This is a genomic window from Rhizobium sp. C104 (assembly GCF_022354505.1).
GTDB lineage: Bacteria > Pseudomonadota > Alphaproteobacteria > Rhizobiales > Rhizobiaceae > Rhizobium > Rhizobium redzepovicii.
Genome location: NZ_CP092347.1, coordinates 160,225 through 181,200 on the forward strand (window position 1 = coordinate 160,225; position 20,976 = coordinate 181,200).

Sequence of the window (20,976 nt, forward strand, 5' to 3'; positions counted from 1 at the left end):
GGCGGCTTTCCTCCCAGTTCCGCCGCAGCAGCTGTTCCCCTCTGGAGGTTTATTGACCTTCACACTTCATGGGCCGCGGTTTCCGCTGGCCCATTTTTTTATCTCCCATCTATCCCGATCGACATCCAGTCGCTTGCAAGCCGATGCGTTTTTGCAGGCCGGCGGCGTCAGCCGCCGAAATGAGAAGCAGGCAAGGGAGAAAAGGAGGAAGAGGGAGATGAACCGGTCGCAGAGCAGTCGGCTGGTCGCCGCTTCCGCTCAACCGCCGCCTCCGCATCCCGCCACTCGTCCTTCGCAGGGCTGTAAGCCCCGCTCGTCCTTCGCGGCAGCGATGCTCGGCCGCAGTTGCACCCAGCCGCCCGCTCGGCGGTCCGGAAAGTGTCTTCGGAAAGAATGAAGACGCGAGAAGGGCAGGCAGAGGGCCGTGTCCAATCCCCGACAAGGAGCATCCCATGCAACTGATGAAGGTCGATCCGCGTGCGCTGAAGGACAACCCCGACAACACGCGCCAATCGAAGTCGACGCCGCAGGCCGACGCCCTGCTTTTGGCGACGATCAAGGCCGTCGGCGTGATCCAGCCGCCGGTCATTTTCCCGGAAGTCGGCGGCAACGGTTACATCATCGAAGCCGGTCACCGGCGCACTCGAATGGCGATTGCCGCCGGTCTCGAGGAAATCGACGTGATCGTCGTTGAGGCGGCCAACGACAACGGCGCCATGCGCTCGATGGTCGAGAACATTGCGCGCGAGCCGCTCAATCCGGTCGACCAATGGCGGGGCATCGAGCGGCTGGTCGCGCTCGGCTGGACCGAGGAGGCGATCGCGGTGGCGCTCGCGCTTCCCGTCCGCCAGATCCGCAAGCTTCGTCTGCTCGCCAACGTGCTGCCTTCCATGCTCGACCAGATGGCGAAGGGGGACATGCCCAACGAGCAGCAGCTAAGGACGATCGCGGCCGCATCGTCCGAAGAGCAGAAAGAGGTCTGGAAAGCCCATAAGCCGAAGAAGGGCGACACGGCGGCCTGGTGGCAGATCGCCAACGGCCTCTCGAAAACCCGCATGCATGCCCGCGACGCAAGTTTTGGCGACGATCTTCGCCTCGCGTACGGTATCGAGTGGGCCGAGGACCTGTTCGGCCCTGCCGACGAGGACAATCGCTACACCACCAATGTCGAAGCCTTTCTCGGCGCCCAGCAGGAGTGGATGGCGAGCAACCTTCCGAAGAAGGGCGCCATCGTCGAGGTCAACAATTGGGGCCAGCCGGAACTGCCCAAGAAGGCCGAACGCGTCTACGGCAAGCCGGCCAAGGGCGATTGCACCGCGATGTATCTCGATCGCGACGGCAAGGTGCAGAGCGTCCACTACCGGATGCCGGAGGCAAGGAAAACCGAAGGGCGATCCGGTCCGGCCGGCAACGCTTCGACGGAGGCCGACGACGACACCGATGTCGTCGGGAAGACCAGGCCCGAGGTCACGCAGAAGGGCCAGGACATGATTGGCGATTTCCGTACCGATGCGCTGCATGAGGCGCTCGCCCGGGCGCCGATCGAGGACGACATGCTGATGGCGCTCCTGGTCATGGCGTTTGCCGGCACCAATGTTCGGGTCGATTCCGGTGCCAACGACACCGTGTTCGGATCGAAGCGTTTCCAGCGTCATGTCGCGCGCCTCTATTCCGCAGACGGACGCTTGTCGTTCGACATGGACGGCGTGCGTGTCGCCGCCCGCTCCGTTCTCATCGACGTGCTCTCATGCCGGCGCGGCATGTCGAACAGTGGCGTCGTCTCGCGCATTGCCGGTGACGCGATCGGCGCGGACGCTTTCCTTCCAAACATGGGCACCGAGGATTTCCTGCTTTGCCTGTCGCGTCAGGCGCTCGAAGCCGCCGCCAAGTCGGTCAATCTCGTCCCGCGGGCACGGGTCCGCGAAACCCGCGCGGCACTTATCGGTCACTTCGCGGCCGATGCTGCCTTCGTCCTTCCGGCGGCGCTGTTTGCGCCTGACCCGAAGGACATCGCAGATCTTATGAAGCACGCCGATGATCTCACCGGCGACGACGGCGACGGTGCTGAGGGCGAGAACGTCGGTGTCGACAGGTTCGATCCAACAGCGACGGGACATGGCGATCCCGTCGCCGAACCCGTGGGTGATGCCGCCTCCGACGAGGAGGAAACCGCCTACGGGATCGCGGCGGAATAGCCGCCCCCGTCCTTCTCCGCCTGATCTTCCGCCGCCGGTCCTCCCGGCGGCGGTTTCGTTTCCACCACCCACAAAAACCTGAAGGAGGATGCGATGTCCGCGTCTCTGATTTATGACCTCGCCCCGATCGGCTCCATCGTCGCCTGGTCGGATGGTACCCCACGACCGCCCGAGCGCCACAGGAAGAAACTGTCCGCTTGGCAAACACGCAATAGCCAGGGCCGGCTGATCCGCAAGGAAGGCGAGCGCTGCGTCGGCAACACCAGTCTGACACCGTGTTTCACGCTGCATGAAGGCGATCTCGGCGCAAATGGCATCATCACCGTCCGTATCCACCGGACCTTTTCGCTCGATAGCGGCCTGACATTCAAAGTCGTCGAGCGCCCCGCGCTTGGATCTGTTCGCGTCTTCGATCGCCCCGGCGCCAATGCCGAACTCGTTCACCTGGCCGACAATCGGCAGGCGGCCGCGGAATGGCTCACCCGGCACGGCTATCCGCATGCCGTTCTCGAGGAGGCGACTGCCGACGAGGTCGCCGCAGATGAGATCGAAGGGAGGGCTGCGGCATGACTATGCTTTCTTCTGACTCCAACGAAGTCTCCGCCCCTGACGCGTCGGGGGCGGAGTTCGGCAGAAGCGCCGACGGCATGGCTGTCGCACATGTCGGCGATCTCGTCTTCGCGATGGTTCCGGCCCGGGATGGCCAGTATTTTCTCGCCAGCGCCTGGCGCGTGTCACGGCCGCTTGCGGAACTGAAGCGCGATGATTTCTATTCGCACTACGGCTCTGTTGAGGGCGAAGCCGCTTTCCGAAACCGCATGATCGAACAGGCCGGGCATAGCCGCGAACTGCGGCTCCTATCCCGCCAGACCGTCCGGGTGACCTGCAGCACGCCATGGGGTCCGTCGCAGGGCGCCACCGTCTACGCCGATGGAATTGTCTGCCATACGACGGCAGGTCACGGTGGCTTCAGGCTCTCTGACGCCAGCAATGCCAAGGTCCACCCGATGCTCAGGACAGATGGCGGCTGGTATGAAGAGGACGCTGCCTGGGCAATCGTCGCACTCACCTTTCCGGACCTGTTCACGACCTATGAGCGCAAGTGCGCCGATAAGACTATCCGCGACAGCTGGCCGGACGCCTGGGAAACGATCTTCGGTCGGGCGCTCGCCCCCGGCGAGTCTTACCAGAGAGACGCCCAGGCATTCGCACGAGAGCATGCCGGCGACTGGATCGTCACCGCGGCACTTCGTTCGGACCATCACACTGGTATGATCGAGGTGATCGCCACCATCGGCGGCGCGCGCGGCGAGCGAGTGGAAGAGCGCCGCTTCCTGGTGCAGAGCGACGAATATGCGGCCGGCCGCTTTGGCTTCGTCATCGATGAGACACGGCATGCCGCCTATGAGGGTTCCTCCAGCTTCGCCGCCTGGCGCGGGAGGGCGTCGTAATGTCCAACTCCGAGCAACGCGCCGGGCAGTTTACCAGAATGGAATCGGCGCGACGGCAGACCCAGCACCAGCTCGATCTGATCGACCGGCAGATCATGCGACGCATGATCACGATCATTCCCCAGCTTGGTCGCCGTCACTCCGGCTATCGCCGCGGCAAGGCGCCGGAAGCAGGCGCCTTTCTCGAACGCTACCGGGCCAACCTGGCAGCGATCACCGCCGAGCGTCAGCCGGAAATCGATGCGCTTTCGAGAAAACTCGCCCGACAGGATGCGGCAATCGCGGCGCTGCGGGCGAGAGCCGGGTCCGACGGCACAGTCGTGGCTGCTACCGGTCCGGGAGGCAGGACGCCATGAGCACGATCGGAGACCTGGAGCGAAGAGCAGGCATCGGCGCATCACCGGCGGAGCGCACCGCTTTCTGGCTGCAGTTCCATCACCTCGAAGGCGAAGCCTGCCTCAATGCCGGTGTCGCGGAACTCAGGCGGTTGATCGCTCTAAGGGAAGCACCGGCGGATCCCAGACCAAAAACGCGCACCGTTCGTCGCACACGCGAAACGCTGCCGCCTTTGACGCCGGAACAGGAAGCAGCACTTCAGGCCTATGCCGCCAGGAATGGAAGGCGCTGGAAATCGATCCTCAACAACGCCTGGATGGGCGGGCCGCCGTATGATGACGGCGGTCTGCTTCGTGGACTTCGCAACTCGCACGGTCCCACCTGGCTACAATCCTACCGGTTGCCGAAGCCGGCCAAGCGATAGGTCGAGCGCTTGACGTCGGTGAGCTGGAAAGGCTCAGGCAAGCGGGCGGGCCTGTCGTTTCGTTCGAGGACATCATAGTCCCGCGCCTTGCCGGATCGCCCTTCGGTTTTGCTGCGGTCTGAACCGGCGGCCGTGCGCTTCAAGGCCGCTGTCGCGCCGCGGGGCGGCCGGACCCCGCCGTCCTTCACGGATCAGGCTCGCGTGCTCGTTCGCGGGCAGTTTGCCCTCGTCGCCCGCAAACCGGCTCCGCTCGTCCAGGCAGGACCGGACCCTGAAACGCCCGTCTTCCGCCGGTTGGAATGACCGCACCGAAGGGCAAGCCGGCATGGGCCGGAGCCCGATCGGACGACCTCGAAAGGAAACGATCATGGCCAAGTCCGCACCCTCCTCTCGCCAGTCTGCCCGCGTCGTGCAACTGCGCAAGGGCGCCACTATAGAAATGGTCCGGCTGACATGCCCGGACGCCAGCCAGGCGGTGAAGATCGCCGAGAGTTTCGGCACGGCGGTCATCGACAGCGACGGCATTCGCGACCTGCACGAACGGCTCGTCATCGAGACCGCCGATGCGCTCGGTGAGGGCCTGGGCGACAAGGCGATGCAGATCCACCTGCAGCGGATCGTCGGCGCCTTCGTCGGCTCTGCCCACGGCGCCGGGCAGTTCTACAGCCGCGCTGTCACCGAGGCGCGCGATGCCACCGCCAAGGCCGCCAACGATGCCCGCGACGAGGATCTCGACGGCCCCGTCGGCTATGACAGCGCCGCCCAGCGCAAGCGCGAATTCGCCGCCGACATGGGCATACAGGCCCATTCGCTCAGAATGGCGGCCGAAGGCGCCGTCGCCGCCTATGCCCAGGTGATCGGCGAGACCTGGAAGCCTTTCGACCGGCCGGTCGAGCAGCCGGGTCATTCGCTCAGCCGCAAGGCCGCTGAAGCCCAGATCTCGGCCTTCGACTAGGCCGTGCCGGCGGGGCTCCGGCCCCGCCTCTCGACAAACGCGTGAACGGCAGGTTCCATGGCGGAGCCGGCCTGTTTTCGTGTCGCTGACGCGGCCAATAGGGAAACGGAAATCAGGCGGATGGCACGCCCTTCACGGCCCGTTCCGTTCGTCGGGTCTGCAGGAGCCACCGGCAGATGCAACGGCTCCGCCGTCCTCCACTGAAGTTCCGGCCGTTCCGGTGCATCGGCCGGCTGATCGGCTCCTGCCTTCTGCCCTCCGTAACGGGCCGCGACGGGCGCGGCCTCAAAACGGAGGCTTGAAGATGAGCAATACGGAGAAACAGCGGGTCGATCTTTATACCCGGATCACGGACAGAATCGTTGAGGATCTGGCGAAGGGCGTGCGGCCGTGGATGAAGCCATGGAACGCCGAGAACACGACCGGCCGTATTACCCGGCCGCTGCGTCATAACGGGCAGCCGTATTCCGGCGTCAACGTGCTGCTTCTTTGGTCGGAGGGCAGCGCCCGGGGATATACGTCATCCACGTGGATGACGTTCAAGCAGGCCCTCGAACTGGGTGCTGCCGTCCGCAAGGGCGAAACAGGCGCCACGGTCGTCTTCGCCAGCCGTTTCACCAAGTCCGAAACCGACGGGAACGGCGGCGAGGTCGAGCGGGAGATTCCTTTCCTGAAGGCGTACAGTGTCTTCAACGTCGAACAGATCGACGGACTTTCCGACCAGTATCATCACCAGCCGGCTCCGGTTCTCGATCCCGTCGAGCGCATCGAGAATGCCGATCGGTTCTTCCGCAACACCGGTGCTTCAATTCGCCATGGCGGCAACCAGGCCTTTTTTGCGCCGGCCGCCGACATCGTCCAGATGCCACCATTTGAGAGCTTCAAGGATGCGGCAAGCTACTACGCGACCTTGAGTCACGAGGTCACCCATTGGACGGCGCCGGGCCATCGCCTCGGCCGCGACCTCAGCCGCTATGACGAGGACAAATCCGAGCGGGCGCGAGAGGAACTGATCGCCGAACTCGGCAGTTGCTTCCTGTGCGCCGATCTCGGCATTGCTCCCGAGCTCAGGCCCCGCCCTGATCACGCCTCGTACCTCGACTCCTGGCTCAAGGTCCTGAGCGACGACAGGCGGGCGATCTTCCAGGCGGCGGCGCATGCGCAACGGGCCGTAAGTTTCCTGCATGGCCTACAGCCCGAACGTGCCGACGACCGGCTCGCTGCCTGAGGACTTTAGCGTCGGTCGTTGGTCTCGCCAGCGGCCGGCAACTGTTCAGGCCTCAACGTGGGGAGCGTGTCGGGATCAGCCGTGAGATCCAATTTGCCCCAGATCGAGGTTTTCCGGTCGATCGGCTTGAGCTTCCGGGATGGCTTGATTTCGACGATGGGCGACGATTCGCGAGCACGACGATAGCCCGAAGAACGGCCAACGCAACGCCCTTGCTTGGCTGTTCCCGGACGTTTGATTTTGACATGTGGACGGGGCGGCGAGCCCACCGTTGCAGGGATCCGGCAGGCAGTCGGGGCGCAGCTGCCATCGCCATATTCCCTTCCGCCGCAGATCAGGCCACGTCCTTCGCGGGCTCGATGAGGCGTGTCTGATCGAAAACCGGCTTCGCCTCGATCGTCCTCCCGCAACGGCCTTGCAAAACTTTCTTCCCCTGAGCGCGGTGCGCCCATTCCTCGCGGAACAACAAAGTTTTTCCTGGCCGCCCTCCATTTCATTCCGGCCCTACGAGCCACCCCATTGCGCAGGCGCAACAGGGACCCCGGGGGTGCGGTCCGATCGTCCCCGATCCTTGCGACAGCCATCGAGGCCGCGATGGGCGCGGCCCGAAACAGCAAAGGAATACGACAATGGCAACCATCGGCACCTTCACCTCCACCGAAACCGGCTTCAACGGCTCGATCCGCACCCTCGCCCTCAACGTCAAGGCCCGCATCGCCCGCATCGAAAACCCCTCCGACAAGGGCCCGCACTACCGCATCTACGCCGGCAACGTCGAACTGGGTGCGGCCTGGCAGAAGCGCTCCGAGCAGGATCGCGACTACCTCTCGGTCAAGCTCGACGACCCGAGCTTCCCCGCTCCGATCTACGCGACGCTCACCGAGGTCGAGGGCGAGGACGGCTACCAGCTGATCTGGTCCCGCCCCAACCGGGACTGAGATCCGGACAGGCCCCGCCGCCGAGGCGGGGTCAACCGGCGACAAAGATAAGCCGTCGGCAGGCATCGAGCCTGCCGACGGCTTTTTCGGTGCCATGCGTGACCGGAAGTGTCTGATTATGTGAGCAAGGGCAAGCAGAACTTGAGATGAAGAGGCGCGTTTGATTTAATGCGCTGCTCCCAGGGCAAGCCACCCTAACAGGGCCGTCAACGAGCGCGTCTTTTTTCTGATTTAGCCGAGTTTCAATTTGATGGCCGAAAACGATATTCAAGTCAGCCTCGAAAACTGCCTTCAGTTACTGGTAGGGCTGCCATTAAGCATTGCCCGCAACGCTGCGGACATGAAGGTTTTCCATTTTGGTACCATTCGACCGCATCCCTCAGGCAGAGGGACTGTCGGGGCCTATGCACTGCATGTTCAATGCCCGTGGCGCTTCGTTGACGAGAAGACAATAGTCACAGGGACATCAGATCGTTTCGTCGAGCCGGCTGAAGGAACGGAGCCAAACGATGACGACCCTAAATCGGGAAACTTACAGCTCATCAAAATTGCATCTCTGCTGAAAGGCTACGACGCGGAGACAAACTCCTTCGTGAACGCCACAGAGCAACTCGTCGTCATAGCCGTTAACACAGATAACTACGGCGGGGCCGACTTCTTGCTGTCAGGTGGTTACCGCCTGCAGGTTTTCCCGGATGGTTCACTTGGTGAGGATTGGCGCTTTGTCGAGCTTCAAGGCCGCCATGTCGTTATCGAAGGCGGTCGCGTACAGGTTAACGGATAGCAATCTAATCTCAACAGCCGCTCGTCGGAGTTTTTCAACGGTATCTGCCATAAGCGGACGTAACTCGTTCGACGTCACAATGAACGTAAGGTCATGTTGGATAGAAATACTGTGAAAGGAAGGCAGAGAATGGATCATTTCGATATACTTGGCCGCAGCATTGCCGACCCAGTTGTCGAGTCTTATCTTGCCCATCACGAGAAGCTTGACCCTATCGATTTTCGTACGAATGCGGAGATGGGATTTTTCGGCGGTTTCGATAGCGGTTTCGGTCTGCAGGTGGAAAGCCTTTCCGCATACATTGCCGAATTCGAAGAGGTGCGGTCAAGACGCCTGTCGGACGGCGAGGAGAGGATTGTCTCTCGCCTGTCATTTACCGGGCCGGATGCGATCAGGGCAGTGCAACGCGCCTATTCGTCGGCGTTGCCATTCGGTCTGACGTTCGGAGACAGCAGCGACATCGTGGCCGAGAAGCTCGGGACGGGCCCGTTTCGAGAAGGCAAGAGCAGCACGCTGCCGGAATATTCAGCCGAACGCTTCGTTCACTCATATGCTGTCGGCAATATAGTCGCGATCGCAAAATATGACTCCGACTTGCGGCTGATGGCGGTTTATCTGATGCAGGCTGACCGCACCATGCTCAAGGCCACGCGCCGAAAGGCGTCCTTGCCCAAGCAGAAGATCATGCCAGGGAATATCGATAAAGTCGAAGCATTGCGGGTCCAGATGCCGACGCAGCGCTGGCGGGAGTCCATGGCCGAGGGAGACGAGCTTTTCAACGCGGCCGATATCGCCACGGCTGAAACGGCGCTGAATGGGTTCATCGACACGGTGAAGGCCGCAACCAGCCAGCGGGATGCGCAGGCAATCCAGGCAGCGGTCAAGGACATCGTTCTTGCGATCAATGAGATCCACGGCAGAAGCGGGATGATCGAAACACTGGAGCGCGACGAACTTGGTGTCCTGATCGAGGCGGTCGTAAGGGCCTCGGGCTTCAGCCTCCCGGATGATGAAGATATCACCGCCGAATGGCGGGAGTGGTAACGAGACCCGTGTCGCGGAAATCCCTGATTTTCGCTACGGGGGCGGCAAGCGTCGTGTTACGGATGTTCCCTTGATGACGGCAGGATCCGGCAGGCAGTCGGAGCGCGGCTGCCATCGTCATATACCTTCCGCCACTGAGCCGAGCCACGTCCTTCGCGGGCTCGATGAGGCATGTCTGATCGAAAACCGGCTTCGCCTCGATCGTCCTCCCGCAACGGCCTTCCAAAACTTTCTTCCCCTGAGCGCGGTGCGCCCATTCCTCGCGGAACAACAAAGTTTTTCCTGGCCGCCCTCCATTTCATTCCGGCCCTACGAGCCACCCCATTGCGCAGGCGCAACAGGGACCCCGGGGGTGCGGTCCGATCGTCCCCGATCCTTGCGACAGCCATCGAGGCCGCGATGGGCGCGGCCCGAACAGCAAAGGAATACGACAATGGCAACCATCGGCACCTTCACCTCCACCGAAACCGGCTTCAACGGCTCGATCCGCACCCTCGCCCTCAACGTCAAGGCCCGCATCGCCCGCATCGAAAACCCCTCCGACAAGGGCCCGCACTACCGCATCTACGCCGGCAACGTCGAACTGGGTGCGGCCTGGCAGAAGCGCTCCGAGCAGGATCGCGACTACCTCTCGGTCAAGCTCGACGACCCGAGCTTCCCCGCTCCGATCTACGCGACGCTCACCGAGGTCGAGGGCGAGGACGGCTACCAGCTGATCTGGTCCCGCCCCAACCGGGACTGAGATCCGGACAGGCCCCGCCGCCGAGGCGGGGTCAACCGGCGACAAAGATAAGCCGTCGGCAGGCGTCGAGCCTGCCGCCGGCTTTTTCGGTGCGATACGGAACCGGAATTTGTCTGCTCAGTGGAGGCTATCGTGCCGGGAAGAAATGCCTGCCTCGAGGACGAGCGGTGCCCCCAATTTTGCCTTCGCTCCGGTGCGCCCTCCACTCCGACAAAATCGGCTCCCCCACTCGCCGGCTCCGCCGGTCGCTTCCGCGCTCCTTGACCCCGTCATCTCTTCCCGCCCCGCCGTCTCGTCTTTCACGAACTCAAGGAGATGAGACGATGACCATCGAACAGCACATCGAGGAGACTGCGGGCCGAGTTGAGGAACGCCTGCGACGCCGTCGAGCGGCGCCAGGTCGAAGCGGAGCTTCAGCTCGCCCAGGCTGATCTGGCCGTGGCGCTTGCCGAACAGGACGGCATCATCGAAGCCGAGCCGCCCTTCTGAGGCGGCTCTCATTCTGCTGGATCATGAGCCGGTCCGCCGGATCGACCGGCCTCCCGGCTGTCAGGAGTTTCCCCTCGACACTCTCACCGGCTCGCGCCGGATACGGTCACGTCCCCTCCAGGGCCGTGGGTCTCTTCTCTCTCTGACCTCCTATTTTACTCCAGCAAATCCGGCGTCAAGGACGGCGCGGTTCCCCCAATTTTTCCGCCGCTGCGTTGCACTTCGCTTCTCGGAAAAATCGGTTCCCCCGCTTGCGAGCCGCGTCCCGCGGTCCTTGACCCCTCTTTGCCACGGAGTGGCCGATCTCCGTCATCAAGATGAGGAGATCACACAATGACATCTGACCATAACCTTGCGCTCTACACCAAGCTTTCCGGTTTCCGGCTTGTCGTCCTGGCGAACCGGTTCGGCCGCGACAGCGAATTCTCGCGAGAGCTTCATGATCGCCTGCTCGAAGGACTGGAGGCAGCAATTGGGCGCGTGCGGATTATCATGGCGCTGGAGCGCAGCGTTCTCATCGCGGAGTACCGGCTTGAGGGTGAGGCTGAGATCTTCGGGCGCTTCACCATCAACCTGATGGATGAGCTCGACATCGATTTCGACACGCACGAATTCCGCATCAACGGCGGCGATTGGTCCAGCGCTTTGACGGCTGACTATACCGGCGTCGACATCGACTATCCGAAGCTGATTGCGCTCACCGACGTCGAACTCGGCTCACTTGCGCCGATCATCAAGGATATCACACGCGAAACCGGTATCGCTGTAAGCGCCTCCCGTGTCAGCTACATCAGGTGCCCAGCATCATAATCAATCCGTCGGCGGGCTCGACCATCCGGAGGGCGGCGAGAGCGGCCCTTCGTTGCGCTGCCTGCGAGACCATCGCAATGATGGCGAGAACGGCCAGCTGAGCCTCTTCCTTTCGACCTGCCGTCATCTATCATCGGGGATGCTGCAGCCCCTGCGTCGCGACGCAACCTGCCGCCGCCAGAATTTTCCCCGCCGCCTTCTGCGGCTCCTCGCCGATCAAAATTCAGTCGCCGGCAAGTCCGTTCGTTGCGGCCCTCTGGGTGCGCCCCTCCTTTCCGGTCCGCCGCTTATCCTCGCGATGACCGCAATTCGAAAGGAGAAATACCATGCAACAGCTCGCCAAATTCCTCGCCGCCACTGGCCGCCGGCTCCGCGCCCTCGGCAAAGTGATCAGCCACTTCTTCCGCAAGGGGAAAATCGGCCTGAAGCTTGCGATCAAGATCCCGTTCTTCCTCGATATCGAGGTGTCCTTCGAGACCGATTGGGACCGGCGCCGATGAGGCGCCCACATGGCCCGCTTCGACGGGCCTTTCTCAACTCGCCACAGAGGCGCGCGGGCGGTAACCGCGTTTTCGCTTTTGTCGGAGCAGATCGAGAAACAGCCGCACGGCTTCTTCTTCCCGTCCGAAATGATGGATCATCGTCTGACCCTTTGCGCCAATGCGCCCCCATTTCCTGAGCAGGCAAACATCGCCGAAGAGGTTCGGTTCGATCGACATGGCATAGTAGCGCGCCATGTTCTTCGCTACATCGGTGCGTTCGACATAGAGGTGATAGGGCTGTGCGATCATGAGACCAGAATCGCCGATCCCCGGAATCGCGTCCAACGACAGTTATGAAATCGGTCGGCGTTGATCGATTCATATCGGTGATGATAGGCGAAAACTCGCATTGTGTTTGGGCGAGACGCCTGCGGCGCACGGCTCTAGTCGCGGCGCTCACGGAGCCCGCACACGGTCTCCGCCCCATGGGCGACGATCCTCTCGCGGCACTCAGCCGCACCATCCATGTCTTGCGCCGTCCCAGCGTCTGGCGAGACCCTCATCGATAAGTGTGTCGCCGATCGAGTGTCCCGATCGCGTTACGGTCCGGAGCTTGCGGCCATACTTGTCTTCGTCGCGCCAGCCGGCCGTCAGTGAGAAGTTGCCTCCATTCAGCAGCGCCAGCAGGCGTGCCTTCGCCGCCTCGCCTTTGATCCGTTCCGCCTCGCAGCGCGGCGGGCTGAGTTCCGGCGTGTCGATATCGGCAATGCGGATTTTCTGGCCCTGGAACCAGAACGTGTCGCCGTCGACGACACAATTCACATGACGGCCGTCGCCGCAGATTGAAAACGCGGCCGACGATGAGTCCGCTGCCGGTGTCTTGGCCACGGCCGGCAGTCCGGGGAGGCTGCCGGCGCCGCCAAAGGCAAGCCAGCCTGCCGCAGCAATGACAATAGCTGAGATGACTGCCATCAGCGATATGCGTGGACCCTTCCATCCCGTTCGGGATTTTCTCTGCGGGCTACGGCGATCGTTCTTGCCGCCGGATTTCCGCGGCCTTCTGAACGGAACCACATTCGATTTCGCCACCTGCCCGCTCCCTTCCTGTTTGCCTCATCCTATATCGACCCCGGTTTCATCTGCGTTTACGGAGACGCACGGCCTCGACCTGCAGTCGGGCCGGCAATATGGTGTGCGGGAGCGGGGCGCAGTCGGTCCCGCCTCCCCTCCGGGCCACTATGTTGAGGCTCCTGCGGCTGCGCTGTTTCCCGCTCCTCGCACGACGAGAATTCCCGAAATCCCGCCCTTTCGTGCGGCCGCTATGCTGATTTCTCCGATACTCTTCATTGTTCTGGATCGGCCTTGCTCGTTGCACTGCGCGCCGGCTCGATCCGAGAGGCTTCCGGCGTGCCTCTGAGCCTGTGAAACCTGTTCGTCCCAACGCAAGCCTTCATGTCGTCGCGCCGAAACCAGATCGCGCGGCCACATCTGAGCGGCGCATTGCCCGCGGTAAAGACGATCTGCTCATCGGCGCGCATGCGAAGCACCTCGTGCGGCTGGATCAACGGTCGCGCGGCCAGCTGCTTCGATCGCGTGCGCGAGGATCCCTTCGCCTGGAAACTGCGGCTGACCTGGTCGATCTCGACCGTCGTCGTGCCGCAACGGCGCGAGATGTAATCCGCCGTTTCCGGATCGTTGATCGCCGCAAAACTGATCCAGCTCGCGCTCTCGAACCACTTGCTGGCGGCGTCGCGCCCGCCATAGGTTTCGCGCATCTGGCCGATCGACTGGTAGATCATGGTGAGCGTGATGCCGTACTTTCGGCCGGCATCGCGCGCCGTTTCCAGGATCCGCATGTATCCGAGCCGCGCCACCTCATCGAGGAGGAAGAGCGCTCTGCCGGGCATAGTCCCATTACGGTTATATATCCCGTTGAGGAACGAGCCGATAATGACGCGCGCGAGGCCGGCATGCGTCTCCAGTGTTTTCAGATCGATGTTGATAAAGACGTCGGTGTTCCCATCGGCGAGATCGCCCGTGGAAAACGTCCTACCCGAAACCAGCGCGGCATAGTTCGAATACGACAGCCAGTGGGTTTCCTTGATCGCGTTGGCATAGACGCCAGAGAAGGTTTCGGGTGTCATATTGACGAAGGCCGCGACGTTCTCCTTGACGAAATCCGAGTCCGAATTGTCGTAGATCTCCTGCAGACGTTGCCGCAACTTCGGTTCGGGCTCAGAGAGATTGGCGCGAACCTGGCGCAGCGTTTGGTTTTCCTTCTCCGTGTGACCGGAGAGACAAACATCGGCGATCATCGCCGTCAACAATTGCAATGCCGAGGCTCGGAAGAAATCATCGCGCACGCCGCGCGCGCCGCCACTGTCGCTCATGATCCATGAGGCGACGGAGGCGATATCCTCTTCCTTCGTCCCGCCGAACTTGCCGATCCAGTCCAGGGCATTGAAGCCTGTTGCCGGGTTCTTCGGGTCGAGGACAAACAGATCCCGGTTCGCGCTCGTCCGGTGGGCTGAGACCATCGGCGCCACCTCGTTCGATGGATCGAGAACGATCAGCGAGCCGCCCCATTTCAGAGCGGTCGGGATCGTCACCGATGTTGTTTTGAAACCGCCCGAACCGGCGAACACGATACCGTGCGACGAACCGAACGAGCCGTCGAAGCAGAGCAGCGGTGATTTGCCGCCGGCGCCCCATGTTTCCGGCTCGTCGGCACGAAACGAGCGCGCTGCGGTGCTGTCCTTGTCGACACGGTATCGCTCACCGATCACGATTCCGCCGGTATCCGAAAACAGGTTTGCCGCTTCCGGCAGCTTCATCCACTCGGCCTCGCCATGCAGCGCCCGCTTGCCGCGGACGCGCTTCGGCTCGGCGCTGGCGAATGCCGCATTGCCGGCCAACGCGACACGCAGAGCAAAGCATGCGGCAATCGCCGCCGCCGCCGCTCCGATCAGCGTCGCCGGATCGACATAGGAGAAAATGGACATACCGGCCGGAACCTTATCGGTGAGCGCAGACAACCTCATCGTTTCGCGAATTGCGGCGATCAGGATCGTCGCCGCACCGCCGGCGACGACGCCCCATCCAGCCGTCTTGATCCTGATCGCGCCGGCGCTGGCAAACAGGAAGACGATGCCGACGAGCCCTGCACTGACATAAGGCAGCGCGATCCCGGCCCGACCAAGCGTCTGCCGTGCGGCTTCCGTTTTTCCGAGCCCGGACAGCCAGTGCTCGATCCCGGTCAAACCAGCGGCGACGAGAATCATGAGCGCGACGGGGGCGATGAAGAGCATGATCCTACTCATCGGCTTTCCCAAAGGCCTCCGCACCGATTGCCAGAAGCCGCGATCGTTCCTGTACATTGGTTTTGAGCCGCTCGCTCAAATCGATCAGCGCGCCCAGCAGAAGCGCCCGCTTCTCGTAGCGAAGACCGGCTTTGACGATCAGACCGCCAAGCTCGATCTTCTCCCGCGTGTCCTTCTTGCGGGCGTCGGATATTGTCGTGCGCGCCATCCGCTCAAGCCTCAGCAGTCCCGCCCGCAGGCGCGACAGACGGGTTCTGCGTGGACGGTGCGCTGCTTTCGCCGACGTCAGCTCCCCTCTTCCCTCCGGTCGTCGCGGCCTTTCCTCCGCGAAACCGTTTGGCCAGATCCTCGAAGGCGCCCTGCAGCTCCGCCTCGTCGATCTCGATGTCGCCAAGTCCAGCCTTGAGGGCGATCCGGCCGATGCGCTCTGCCTCACGGGTCTCGGCGGCCTTGAGCTGCTCCTGGAGCTTGGCGATTTCGTCGCGGATTTTCGAGGATGGCTTCTTCATTCCGTCTAACTCCCTTGGGTGAGAAAGCTTGTCTTTCGTACCCAATGTCCCGGAGGTGAGTGCGGAACGCACTACTGTGAATCCTACAATCGCCAAGGGCGATGCTTTCGTGAATGATCCCGGCCGTTCCGAAGGAGCGGATCCGAAGGGCGCAATTATACGTCGCTGGTGCGACGTCCTTGCTTGAGGCCCCTAGCGGGCCTGCCGCTCTTGGACAGAACCTGTTGAAAGAGTTCCGCCGTGGCCGTCCCCCATTTCTCCGTCAGCGTCGTCGCCCGCGGCTCAGGCCGCAGCGCCGTGCTGTCAGCGGCCTACCGGCATTGCGCCAAGATGGAGTTCGAGCGCGAGGCCCGCACGATCGATTACACCCGCAAGCAGGGATTGCTCCATGAGGAGTTCGTCATTCCCGCCGACGCGCCGCAATGGCTGCGCTCGATGATTGCCGATCGTTCGGTGTCCGGCGCTTCCGAGGCTTTCTGGAACAAGGTCGAAGATTTCGAGAAGCGCTCCGACGCGCAGCTCGCCAAGGATGTGACGATCGCCTTGCCGGTCGAGCTGACGCCCAAGCAGAACATCGCGCTGGTGCGGGATTTCGTCGAGCAGTACATCACGGCGAAGGGCATGGTGGCCGACTGGGTCTACCATGATGCGCCCGGCAATCCGCATGTTCATCTCATGACGACCTTGCGGCCGCTGACCGCGGACGGTTTTGGAGCCAAGAAGGTCCCGGTAACAGGACCGGACGGCAATCCGATCCGCAACGACGCCGGCAAAATCGTCTATGAGCTTTGGGCCGGAAGCATCGACGATTTCAACGCGTTTCGCGACGGCTGGTTTGCCTGCCAGAACAGGCACCTGGCGCTCGCCGGCCTCGACATTTACGTCGATGGCCGCTCCTTCGAGAAGCAAGGGATTGAACTCGAGCCGACTATCCATCTCGGCGTCGGCACGAAGGCGATCGAGCGAAAATCAGATGGTGCGTCCGACCCGGTCGAGCTCGAACGCCTCGAACTGCAGGAGGCTCGCAGGGCCGAGAACGCGAGACGAATCGACCATAATCCGAAGCTCGTGCTCGACCTGATCACGCGTGAGAAGAGCGTCTTCGACGAGCGCGACGTGGCTAAGAACCTCCACCGCTACGTCGACGACGCGGATCTGTTCCAAAGCCTTATGGTACGGATCATTCTGCACCCCGAAACCTTCCGCATCGAGCGCGAGCGGATCGACCTTGCCACCGGTATCCGAGTGCCCGCCAAGTACACGACGCGCGACATGATCCGGCTCGAAGCCGAGATGGCCAATCGCGCCATCTGGCTGTCTCAGCGCTCTTCGCATGGCGTTCGCGACGCAGTGCTGGCAGCGACATTCGAGCGTCATGAACGTCTATCTGACGAGCAGAGGACCGCGATCGAACATGTGGCGGGACCTGAGCGGATCGCCGCCGTGATCGGCCGCGCCGGCGCCGGCAAGACGACGATGATGAAGGCGGCGCGGGAGGCATGGGAAGCGGCCGGTTATCGGGTCGTCGGCGCAGCACTTGCCGGCAAGGCGGCCGAGGGCCTGGAGAAGGAAGCGGGCATCATCTCTCGGACCCTTGCATCGTGGGACCTTCGCTGGAACCAGGGCCGTGACCAGCTCGATGGCAAGACGGTGTTCGTTCTCGACGAGGCCGGCATGGTGTCATCTAGGCAGATGGCGCTGTTCGTCGAAGCGGTGACGAAAGCCGGTGCCAAGCTCGTTCTCGTCGGCGATCCCGAACAGCTTCAACCGATCGAGGCTGGGGCTGCCTTCCGCGCCATCGCCGATCGCATCGGCTATGCCGAACTCGAAACGATCTATCGCCAGCGCCAGCAATGGATGCGCTATGCCTCGCTCGATCTCGCGCGCGGTAAGGTCGGCCGGGCGGTCGACGCCTACCGTGCCAATGGCAAGATAATAGGATCGGACCTGAAAGCCGACGCAGTCGACAACCTGATCGCTGCCTGGGACCGCGATTACGATCCGGCAAAGACGTCGCTTATCCTCGCTCATCTGCGCCGCGACGTGCGCATGCTCAACCAAATGGCGCGCATCAAGCTTATCGAACGCGGGGTTCTCGACCAGGGAACCATGTTCAAGACCGCCGATGGCGGACGCAACTTCGCCGTCGGCGATCAGATCGTTTTCCTGAAGAACGAGGGATCGCTCGGCGTCAAGAACGGCATGCTGGCCAAGGTCGTCGAGACGGGACCAGGACGCATCACCGCGCGGATCGGCGAGAGGGAGAATGCTCGCCAGGTGCTGGTCGAACAGCGCTTCTACAACAACCTCGATCACGGCTATGCCACGACCATCCACAAGAGCCAGGGCGCGACGGTCGACCAGGTCAAGGTGCTCGCTTCCCTTTCGCTCGATCGCCATCTCACCTATGTCGCCATGACCCGTCATCGTGAGGACCTGACCGTCTACTACGGCCGTAGATCCTTCGCGAAGAACGGTGGGTTGATCCCGATCTTGTCGCGAAGGAACGCGAAGGAAACGACTTCTCGATTACGAGAAAAGTGACTTCTACCGCGAGGCGCTTCGTTTTGCCGAAGCACGCGGTCTGCATCTGGTCAACGTCGCCCGAACCCTGGTTCGCGACCGGCTGGAATGGGTCGTCAGCCAAAAGCAAAAACTTGCCAATCTCGGCGCTCGCCTTGCCGCCGTCGCCGGCAAGCTCGGCCTCATCCGCGGCGCCGCGCAGTCCCCAACCCAAAACAACACCAAGGAGGCAAAGCCGATGGTCTCGGGCATCACAACCTTCGCCAAATCGGTCGACCAGGCGATCGAGGACAAGATCGCCGCCGATCCAGGATTGAAGAAGCAATGGGAGGAGGTCTCGACCCGCTTCCACCTCGTTTACGCCCAGCCGGAAAGCGCGTTCAAGGCAGTCAATGTCGATGCAATGCTGAAGGACGAGACCGCCCAGAAATCCACGTTGGCCAAGCTTGGGTCGGAGCCCGAAAGCTTCGGCGCGCTGAAGGGCAAGACCGGGATCCTCGCCAGCCGCTCCGACAGACAGGAGCGCGAGAAGGCTGGGACCAATGCGCCGGCGCTGGCCCGAAATTTGGAGCGCTATCTGCGCCAGCGGGCGGAGGCGGAACGCAAGTTCGAGGTCGAAGAACGTGCCGTCCGGCTGAAGGTCTCGATCGATATTCCCGCACTGTCGCCAAACGCAAAACAAACATTGGAACGCGTTCGCGATGCGATCGACCGGAACGACCTGCCCGCCGGTCTCGAATACGCGCTCGCCGACAAAATGGTGAAGGCGGAACTGGAGGGTTTCGCCAAGGCGGTATCGGAGCGGTTCGGCGAGCGAACCTTCCTGTCGCTTGCCGCGAAGGAACCCAATGGACAGACCTTCAGTGCCGTCACTTCGGGAATGACGGCCGGACAGAAGACGGAGGTGCAATCGGCGTGGAATTCGATGCGGACGGTGCAGCAACTCGCCGCTCATGAGCGCACGACCGAGGCGCTGAAGCAAGCGGAGACCCTGCGTCAGACGAAGAGCCAGGGGCTCTCGCTCAAATGAAGACATCCGTGTTTGCGTTTGGGACGCGACGCGCTCGAAGGGCGCATGCAGTCGTGCTCTTGGCCTTGGCGGCATCCATCGTTGGCAGCGGTGTTGCTGCCGCAATCGTCGGCGGTTTCCGCATCAACCTGACACCGAGCGAACCCCTCGGCCTCTGGCGGATCGTGGCGCTCGATCGCCCGGCCGCTGCCGGAGACCTTGTCTTCATTTGCCCTCCGCAAACTGCGGTGATGATGGCGGCGAGAGAGCGTGGTTATCTCCGCTCCGGCACCTGCCCGGGCGGCGTAGCGCCGCTCATCAAGACCGTCGTCGCAGTCCCCGGGCAGCATGTTCAAATCGGCGCCCGAGTGACAATCGATGGGCATCCAATCCCATTTTCCGATCTGGCAGAGCGGGACGGCAATGGCCGGTCGATGAAGCCATTTCCCGGCGGCGTCGTGCCCGACGAAAGCGTCTTTCTCCATTCACCGTTCAGGAGCTCCTATGACTCCCGCTATTTCGGCCCCCTGCCCGCCTCCGGAATCCTCGGTCTGGCGCAACCGGTGCTCACCTATGCGCCGTGAGCACCTCCAGCCAACCGCATTGATGGCCGTTTCAATCGTCGCCGGGACGGTGGGATGGAGTGGACATGTCCTCCTTCTCCCGGTCGCGCTCGCGTTTCCGGTTCTCTGGGCGCTTGCGCGAACGAGGCTGACGGCCGCGTTTGTCTCGGCCGGCTATTTTCTCGCTGCGTCACGCGGTCTGCCGCAGGGCGTAGCCACCTTCTATTCGTCTGACCTCTGGCCTGGATTATTGCTCTGGCTCTGTGCGTCCACCGGCTTCGTCATCGTGTACACCGTCCTCTGGACGAAGGAGACGGGTGCTCGTCCGTGTCACTATTTCCTGGCAGCGGCTCTGATGGCCATTCCGCCATTCGGCATCACCGGCTGGGCTCATCCGATCACGGCCGCGGGCGTGCTGTTTCCAGGATGGGGATGGTGGGGGCTGGTTGCCGTGACAGCCGGCCTCATGGGCCTCGTAACCCGCATGTGGCGAGCTGTCGCGATCGTCCTGGCAGGCTTTTGGATCGGGTCCGCCGCAACCTGGGACGAATCGACGCTACCCCAAGGTTGGCAGGGGGTCGATCTCGAAATGGGAGCGTCGTTGGGGCGCGACACTAGCTTGCAGCGTTACCGTGATCTGATTGCCACGGTCACGGATCGGGCATCGGGCGGCGCCCGCTCGATTGTTCTTCCCGAAAGCGCTCTTGGCTTCTGGACGCCGACCGTCGAGCGGCTATGGGTGCGAGCTTTGCAGGCAACTGACGCCACCGTTATCGCCGGCGCCGCTGTCGTAGATGCAGGCGGATACGACAATGTTCTGATCGCCATCTCCAGCGACGGGGCTCGCCTCCTTTATCGCGAGCGCATGCCGGTGCCAGGTTCGATGTGGCAGCCTTGGCGGCCCCTCCTCGGTCAGAGCGGCGGAGCGCGAGCGCATTTCTTCGCGAACCCGGTCGCGACAATTGCCTACAGGCGGGCCGCACCCCTGATCTGCTACGAGCAACTGATCGTCTGGCCCCTTCTCCAATCCATGCTCCACGATCCGGACGTCGTCATTGCCGTCGGCAACGGTTGGTGGACCAAGGGGACGTCCATCGTGGCTATCCAGCGCGCCAGCACAAACGCTTGGGCGCGTCTGTTCGACAAACCCGTCGTTTTCTCCTTCAACACCTGA

The 20,976-nt window shown here is 62.6% G+C and carries 22 protein-coding genes and 1 pseudogene; 17 read left to right on the forward strand and 6 right to left on the reverse strand.

All coding sequences use genetic code 11. The features are described 5' to 3' along the window. Nucleotides 1-452 precede the first annotated feature (452 nt). The 5 genes from MF410_RS00715 to MF410_RS00735 all read left to right on the forward strand — a co-directional run bounded on the left by MF410_RS00715 (nucleotide 453) and on the right by MF410_RS00735 (nucleotide 4,406). On the forward strand, nucleotides 453-2,195 hold the full coding sequence (locus tag MF410_RS00715; RefSeq protein ID WP_096771803.1) for a ParB/RepB/Spo0J family partition protein: 1,743 nt from the start codon (nucleotides 453-455) through the stop codon (nucleotides 2,193-2,195). A 93-nt stretch (nucleotides 2,196-2,288) separates the two neighbouring features. Next, nucleotides 2,289-2,765 carry a hypothetical protein gene (locus MF410_RS00720; RefSeq protein ID WP_096771804.1) on the forward strand — a complete coding sequence of 159 codons (477 nt, stop codon included), beginning with the start codon at nucleotides 2,289-2,291 and terminating at the stop codon, nucleotides 2,763-2,765. Then, nucleotides 2,762-3,646 carry a hypothetical protein gene (locus tag MF410_RS00725; RefSeq protein ID WP_096771805.1) on the forward strand — a complete coding sequence of 295 codons (885 nt, stop codon included), beginning with the start codon at nucleotides 2,762-2,764 and terminating at the stop codon, nucleotides 3,644-3,646. Before MF410_RS00720 ends, MF410_RS00725 begins: the two co-directional genes overlap by 4 nt. Beyond that, nucleotides 3,646-4,002: a hypothetical protein gene (locus MF410_RS00730; RefSeq protein WP_096771806.1), complete on the forward strand. Its 357-nt coding sequence runs from the start codon at nucleotides 3,646-3,648 to the stop codon at nucleotides 4,000-4,002. Before MF410_RS00725 ends, MF410_RS00730 begins: the two co-directional genes overlap by 1 nt. Then, the gene (locus MF410_RS00735) at nucleotides 3,999-4,406 is read left to right on the forward strand and encodes a hypothetical protein (RefSeq protein ID WP_096771807.1); all 408 of its coding nucleotides are present in this window, start codon (nucleotides 3,999-4,001) and stop codon (nucleotides 4,404-4,406) included. Before MF410_RS00730 ends, MF410_RS00735 begins: the two co-directional genes overlap by 4 nt. Here the strand turns inward: MF410_RS00735 and MF410_RS00740 are convergent. Further along, nucleotides 4,376-4,594 (reverse strand): hypothetical protein, encoded by a 219-nt coding sequence (locus MF410_RS00740; RefSeq protein ID WP_096771808.1) that lies wholly within the window; start codon nucleotides 4,592-4,594, stop codon nucleotides 4,376-4,378. The two genes, MF410_RS00735 and MF410_RS00740, sit on opposite strands and share 31 nt — an antisense overlap. 179 nt (nucleotides 4,595-4,773) lie before the next feature. Between MF410_RS00740 and MF410_RS00745 the strand changes: the two genes are divergently transcribed. The 9 genes from MF410_RS00745 (at nucleotide 4,774) to MF410_RS00780 (ending at nucleotide 11,896) form a co-directional block, all read left to right on the forward strand. Beyond that, complete coding sequence (locus MF410_RS00745) at nucleotides 4,774-5,361, forward strand: hypothetical protein (RefSeq protein ID WP_096772370.1); 588 nt, start codon at nucleotides 4,774-4,776, stop codon at nucleotides 5,359-5,361. Nucleotides 5,362-5,665: 304 nt separating this feature from the next. Next, the gene (locus tag MF410_RS00750; RefSeq protein WP_096772369.1) at nucleotides 5,666-6,589 is read left to right on the forward strand and encodes a zincin-like metallopeptidase domain-containing protein; all 924 of its coding nucleotides are present in this window, start codon (nucleotides 5,666-5,668) and stop codon (nucleotides 6,587-6,589) included. 629 nt (nucleotides 6,590-7,218) lie between these two features. Then, the gene (locus MF410_RS00755; RefSeq protein WP_011427435.1) at nucleotides 7,219-7,527 is read left to right on the forward strand and encodes a DUF736 domain-containing protein; all 309 of its coding nucleotides are present in this window, start codon (nucleotides 7,219-7,221) and stop codon (nucleotides 7,525-7,527) included. Between the two features lie 250 nt (nucleotides 7,528-7,777). Beyond that, entirely contained in the window at nucleotides 7,778-8,311 is a 534-nt protein-coding gene (locus MF410_RS00760) for a hypothetical protein (RefSeq protein ID WP_088678666.1), read from the forward strand. 129 nt (nucleotides 8,312-8,440) lie between these two features. Beyond that, a complete protein-coding gene (locus tag MF410_RS00765) occupies nucleotides 8,441-9,355 on the forward strand; it encodes a hypothetical protein (RefSeq protein WP_096772373.1) in 915 nt (304 codons plus the stop codon). 433 nt (nucleotides 9,356-9,788) lie between these two features. After that, complete coding sequence (locus MF410_RS00770; protein ID WP_011427435.1) at nucleotides 9,789-10,097, forward strand: DUF736 domain-containing protein; 309 nt, start codon at nucleotides 9,789-9,791, stop codon at nucleotides 10,095-10,097. A gap of 363 nt (nucleotides 10,098-10,460) precedes the next feature. Next, entirely contained in the window at nucleotides 10,461-10,586 is a 126-nt protein-coding gene (locus tag MF410_RS36540; RefSeq protein WP_275593012.1) for a hypothetical protein, read from the forward strand. Between the two features lie 333 nt (nucleotides 10,587-10,919). Then, the gene (locus MF410_RS00775) at nucleotides 10,920-11,396 is read left to right on the forward strand and encodes a hypothetical protein (RefSeq protein WP_096771505.1); all 477 of its coding nucleotides are present in this window, start codon (nucleotides 10,920-10,922) and stop codon (nucleotides 11,394-11,396) included. Between the two features lie 326 nt (nucleotides 11,397-11,722). Next, a complete protein-coding gene (locus tag MF410_RS00780; RefSeq protein ID WP_170961491.1) occupies nucleotides 11,723-11,896 on the forward strand; it encodes a hypothetical protein in 174 nt (57 codons plus the stop codon). Nucleotides 11,897-11,929: 33 nt separating this feature from the next. On the opposite strand, the gene MF410_RS00785 is transcribed toward MF410_RS00780, so the two are convergent. From MF410_RS00785 to traC, 5 genes are all read right to left on the reverse strand, one after another. Next, a complete protein-coding gene (locus tag MF410_RS00785; RefSeq protein ID WP_096771504.1) occupies nucleotides 11,930-12,187 on the reverse strand; it encodes a WGR domain-containing protein in 258 nt (85 codons plus the stop codon). Nucleotides 12,188-12,388: 201 nt separating this feature from the next. Further along, a complete protein-coding gene (locus tag MF410_RS00790) occupies nucleotides 12,389-12,967 on the reverse strand; it encodes a thermonuclease family protein (RefSeq protein WP_088395881.1) in 579 nt (192 codons plus the stop codon). A 254-nt stretch (nucleotides 12,968-13,221) separates the two neighbouring features. Continuing rightward, nucleotides 13,222-15,198, reverse strand: coding sequence for a Ti-type conjugative transfer system protein TraG (traG, locus tag MF410_RS00795; protein WP_096771503.1), 1,977 nt, complete (start codon nucleotides 15,196-15,198; stop codon nucleotides 13,222-13,224). Further along, a complete protein-coding gene (locus MF410_RS00800; protein WP_040140151.1) occupies nucleotides 15,191-15,406 on the reverse strand; it encodes a type IV conjugative transfer system coupling protein TraD in 216 nt (71 codons plus the stop codon). Before MF410_RS00800 ends, traG begins: the two co-directional genes overlap by 8 nt. A 4-nt stretch (nucleotides 15,407-15,410) precedes the next feature. Beyond that, nucleotides 15,411-15,707: a conjugal transfer protein TraC gene (gene traC / locus MF410_RS00805; protein WP_088395915.1), complete on the reverse strand. Its 297-nt coding sequence runs from the start codon at nucleotides 15,705-15,707 to the stop codon at nucleotides 15,411-15,413. 240 nt (nucleotides 15,708-15,947) lie between these two features. On the opposite strand from traC, the pseudogene traA reads away from it, so the two are divergent. The 3 genes and pseudogenes from traA (at nucleotide 15,948) to MF410_RS00820 (ending at nucleotide 20,976) form a co-directional block, all read left to right on the forward strand. After that, nucleotides 15,948-19,260 (forward strand): annotated as a pseudogene (gene traA, locus MF410_RS00810) (Ti-type conjugative transfer relaxase TraA). Then, on the forward strand, nucleotides 19,257-19,823 hold the full coding sequence (gene traF / locus MF410_RS00815; RefSeq protein WP_239619759.1) for a conjugative transfer signal peptidase TraF: 567 nt from the start codon (nucleotides 19,257-19,259) through the stop codon (nucleotides 19,821-19,823). The pseudogene traA and the gene traF overlap by 4 nt, the downstream one beginning before the upstream one ends. Next, a complete protein-coding gene (locus MF410_RS00820) occupies nucleotides 19,813-20,976 on the forward strand; it encodes a conjugal transfer protein TraB (protein ID WP_088395885.1) in 1,164 nt (387 codons plus the stop codon). Before traF ends, MF410_RS00820 begins: the two co-directional genes overlap by 11 nt.